The organism is Candidatus Eisenbacteria bacterium (genome assembly GCA_005893275.1).
Classification (GTDB): domain Bacteria; phylum Eisenbacteria; class RBG-16-71-46; order SZUA-252; family SZUA-252; genus WS-7.
Genome location: VBOW01000054.1, coordinates 1 through 4884, shown reverse-complemented (window position 1 = coordinate 4884; position 4884 = coordinate 1). Strand labels below are relative to the sequence as shown.

Sequence of the window (4884 nt, the reverse complement as noted above, 5' to 3'; positions counted from 1 at the left end):
AGGGTCCCCGAGGTGTTCCCCGCACCCGGAGCGAAGACCGCGTTGTTACCCGGAGGCAGAGCCGAGAGATCGGCCGTCAGAGCTGAGATTGCGTCGCCGTCGGGGTCGGAGGCCGTGACGGGGATGCTCAACGCATCTCCCTCTCGAACAGTCACGGTGGCGGGCGCGGTGGTGGTGGGCGCCCGATCGTCGTTGTTCACCGTGATCGTGAACGACCTGCTGCTGGTCAGGGGCGGCGAGCCATTGTCCGTCGCCGTCACCGTCGCCCCGTACGTCCCAGAGTCCGAGAACCCGGGCGCCAGGCGCACGTTCCCCGTCGCGGGACTCGGCTGCGCGGTGGTCGGCGTCACCGTCATGAACGCCGGCCCCGCCGCCTTCGTGAACGTCAGGGAGTTCCCGTCCGGATCGGAACCCGTGATCGCCTGATTCGCCGTCGCCCCCTCCGTCACCGTGATCCTCGCGATCGCGTCCAGCGTCGGCGCGCGGTTCACGTTGCTGGCGCGAATCGAGATGTTGTCGGTCTGGAACACCTCGCCGGGCGCGACCGGAGCATCCATGACCTGCATGTCGAGCGCAGATCCGGCGGTGGTGACCGCGTAATCGGCGGTCACCATCTGCCAGCTGGGGGTGAGCGTGACCGTTGGGGATACGGTTGCGCCCTTCAGGGTGGATCCAATGTACTCGCGCACCTGGAGCTCCGCCACACCTCCGGCGGCAGCGGAGCGAACCCACGCGGTGAAGCGATACACGGCGCCTGCCGCGGGGGTCTCGGAGATCCAGTTGGGGCTGTCGTTGAGGCCGAACTTCGCCGTGCCGCTGGCCGGTCCCCGGACCTCGAGGGAGAAGCTGCCGTCGAATCCGCCGGCGACGCGCTGAATCGTTCCGCCGGCGTTGCCGATCCATCCGCTGGTGGAGCTCTCGAAGGAGGGGTTGCCGACCAGGTTGGATCCCTGATTCGGCGCCGACACCGTAATCGCCGTGGTGACCGAGCCCGTGAGCGCATTGGAGGCCGTGAAGGTCACATCGTAGGGGCCCGAGCCGGCGTCCCCGCTCGCCGGGCTCCACGTGAGGGTCCCCGAGGTGTTCCCCGCGCCCGGCGCAAAGACCGCGTTGTTCCCCGGCGGCAAGTCCGAGAGATCGGCCGTCAAAGACGAGATCGCATCCCCGTCGGGGTCGGAGGCTGTGACCGACACCCTCAACCAATCTCCCTCTCGAATCGTCACGGTGGCGGGCGCGGTGGTGGCGGGCGCTCGATCGACGCTGTTCACCGTGACCGTGAACGCCTTGCTGTTGCTCAGAGGCGGCGAGCCGTTGTCCGTCGCCGTCACCGTGACCCGGTAGGCTCCGGTCGCGTCCCCGGACCCGGGCGCGGCGCGGACGCTTCCGGTCGTCGCGTTGGTAGTCGTCACCGTCACGAACGTCGGCCCCGAAGCCTTCGTGAACGTCAAGGCGTCGCCGTCCGGATCGGACCCCGTGAGCGCCTGACCCGCCGTCGCACCCTGAGCCACGCTCATGTTCGCGATCGCGCTCAGCGCCGGAGCACGATTCACGTTGGTCACCGTGATGGCGGTGGACGCCGTGCCCGGAAGCGTGTTCGAAGCGATGAACGTGACTCTGTAAGGCGCCGCGCGGGCGTCGGCGTACGTCGGGTTCCAGGTCAAGGTTCCGGAGGTCTTCCCGGCGCTCACCAGGAAAGCCGCGTTGTTCCCCCGCGGTAGGGCCGAGAGATCGGCTCTTAGGGTCGTGATCGCATCCCCGTCGGGATCGGTAGCGCCCACCGAGACGGTGACAAGCGACGCCTCGGACCCGCTCACTGTGGCCGGAGCAGCCACCGCGGGTGGGGCGCCGGAAGGAAACTCGGCGATCGCGAATGAGTCCACGACGCTCCCCGGCGTGCACGTCGCGTCGTTGGTCCCGCCTCCCGTCGGACCGCAGATGAAGCTGCCCTGGATCTCCGAGGAGGTGAAGCGAAGCCGCAGCGCACCCAGGTGCATCGCCCGGAACGCCGACCACGCGGGCTGCGTGCACGCCAGCCAGAGGCAGCTCCCGTCCTCCTCCAAGCTCGCTCCCCCCGTGCCCGCCGTGATGTGAACCACCCCGCTCTGGGGGAACCAGCGCTCGTAGTTGTGGCTGTGCCCGTTCAGGTTCAACACGTACTTGCTGTGCGACGCCCCGAGGGCGTCGAGGTACCCCTTCAGCGTGGCATCCCCCGGGTGATGCCCCGAGGAGTAGGCGGGCCGATGGCCGAAGGTCACGATGAACTTGATCGCCGGATCGCTCTGCGCGGCGTCCATGATGGTGCCCGCCTTGGTCCGCCAGTCGGCCCAGGCCCCGGACCAGGGCTCGGGATAGGCGATGAAGCGGACGTTTCCGTAGTCGAACCAGTACCAGTCTTCGCCGCAGCAGCTGACGGAGGGGGAGCCCGGAGAGGTCTGCGCGTTGGGAAAGTCGAACCGGCCTTTGTAATTCCTCAAGTCGTCCGTGGTCTCATCCCACTCATGATTCCCCCACGCGGGCATGTACGCGGCGTCCTGCGACCACACCATCACGTCGTTGAAATGATTGTCGACCGAGGCCTGGCCGTGGGCGTTGCCATAGGTGAGATCCCCGACCGCCAGGACGAACGCGGGAGCCGCCGTCCCGATCAGGGTCTGCACGAGAGGCATCCTCCGATAGGAGGAACCCTCGCCGATGTCCCCTTCCACGTAGACCGTGAAATCGGATGAGCCCCGAGGCGGGGGCGTGTGAAACGTGTGATCGGCTCCGCCCGCGATCGAGTAGTGATAGACCGTGTTCTCCGTCAGCCCGGTGAGCTTTGCTTCCCAGAACGGGCCCGCCGAGGAGAACGGGACCGGGCTCGGCGTGACCCCAACGGCTTCCTCGCCGTAGCCGCTGGTCGGTCCGTAGCGGATCAGGCTATCCGCGCCCTCCCAGTCGAACGTGACCGAGGTCTGCCCGGTGATGGTCCAGTGCACCTCCCCGCTTCCGAGAGATGTCGCAGGGACTGCACCGACATGGGGCGTGAGAAGGGAAGAAATCTGCGGGGCTGCGGACGCTGGCGCGATAGCCAGGGCGCAGACGGAGAACGCGGCGAAGAGACGCCGATTCCAGGCCACCGCCCCCTTGGGATTCCGGTGGTTGTGGCAACCGGAGGCAAGCTTCGCGGACGAATCTGACTCGACGGGCACGAGGCGCACCTCCATGTGCCCCCCCGATCCCACGGCGACCGCCCGAGCGCTTGGGTTTTGGCGTCCGGGGTTTCCCCACCCTTAGGATTACGTAATTATACCTGTGCGCCGGCGGTCCCGTCAATCCAAATCAGGAGTTGGAGGGGTCAGCGCCGGACGACGAATCTCCCTCGCACTGAGCCTTCCTTGGCTTCGAGGAGATAGAAGTAGACGCCGCTGGCGAGCCGCCTTCCTGAGGCGTCGCGCCCGTCGAATCGAATCGCGTGGTATCCGGCGGGCACGCTTCCTCCCTCGACCAAGGTCCGCACATAGCGGCCGGCGGTGTCGTAAACCCGTACGCGGATCGAGCCTTCCTGAGTTGTGCTGAAGGCGAGGGTGGCGTCGGGATTGAGGGGGTTCGGCGCCATGAAGGCCGCAAGGGCTCTCGGCGACGAGGAGGCGGTGTGCTGTGGCCCGGCCGGGGCCGGGGAGCCTCCGGGGACGACGCGGATGGAGATGTTGTCCGTCCGGAATACCTCCCCTGCTACGATCGGACCGTCCAGCACCTGTAGGTCGAGCGTGGATCCGGCGGTGGTGACCACGCGATCGACGGTCACCATCTGCCAGCCCGGGGCGAGTGTGACCGAGGGGGAGAGGGTGATGAGGCCCTGCCGCGTGGATCCCACCCACTCGCGCACCTGCAGCTGTGCCTTGCCGGTAGCGCCGGTAGTGGAACGGACCCACGCCGTGAAGCGGTACACGGTGCCGACCGCGGAGGTACTGGATACCCAGTTAGGGCTGTCGTTCACCCCGAACTTCGCGGTGCCGGTGGCGGGTCCGGTCACCTCGAGGGAGTAGCTGCCGTCGAATCCACCGGGAACGCGCTGAATGCTGGTTCCCGTCGTGTAGCTGGCCCATCCGGTGGTGTTGGTCTCGAACGAGGGGTTCGTGACCAAGTTGGGCCCCGGGCCCACGCTCGCCACGATCACGGAGAACGTCTTGACGTCGCTGAGCGAGCCGTCGCTCGCGGAGACCGAGGCCGGGTACGTGCCCGCATTGCCTGAGGCGGGGGCGAGGTGGATGTTCCCGGTGGTCGCGTTCGTCGTCGTCACCGTCAGGAACGAGGGGCCGCCCGCCTTCGTAAAGGTGAGCGCGTCCCCGTCCGGATCAGAACCCGTGATCGCCTGGTCGGAGGTGGAGCCCTCATTGACCCCCATGTCCGCGATTGCGTTGAGGGTCGGTGGGCGGTTCGCGAGGCGGACCGTGATCACGAAGGGTTTCGTGTCGCCGAGCGCCCCGTCGCTGGTCGTTACCGACGCGGCGTAGGGAGACCCCGCCGCATCCCCCGCCCCGGGCGCCACGTGGATGTTCCCGGCCGTCGCGTTCGTCGTCGTCACCGTCAGGAACGTGGGTCCGCTCCCCTTGGTGAACGTGAGCGCATCCCCGTCCGGATCGGAGCCGGTGACCGCCTGATCCGCGGTCGCCCCCTCCGCCACCGTCATGTTCGCGATCGCGTTGAGCGTCGGTGCGCGGTTCACGTTCGTGACTGTGATCTGGAAGGGCTTGGTGTCGCTGAGCGAGCCGTCGCTCGCCGAGGCCGATGCCGCGTAGGTGCCCGCATCGCTGAAGCCGGGAGCGAGGTGGATGTTCCCGGTCGTCGCGTTCGTCGTCGTTACCGTGAGGAACGAGGGGCCGCCCGCTTTCGTGAAGGTGAGCG

Annotated in this window: 2 protein-coding genes; both read right to left on the bottom strand. The window is 67.7% G+C overall.

All coding sequences use genetic code 11. The features are described from left to right. A partial coding sequence (locus E6K76_09680; GenBank protein ID TMQ57747.1) for a hypothetical protein occupies nucleotides 1–3203 on the bottom strand: 3203 nt, incomplete at its 3' end. 131 nt (nucleotides 3204–3334) lie between these two features. After that, a partial coding sequence (locus E6K76_09675; protein ID TMQ57746.1) for a T9SS type A sorting domain-containing protein occupies nucleotides 3335–4884 on the bottom strand: 1550 nt, incomplete at its 5' end.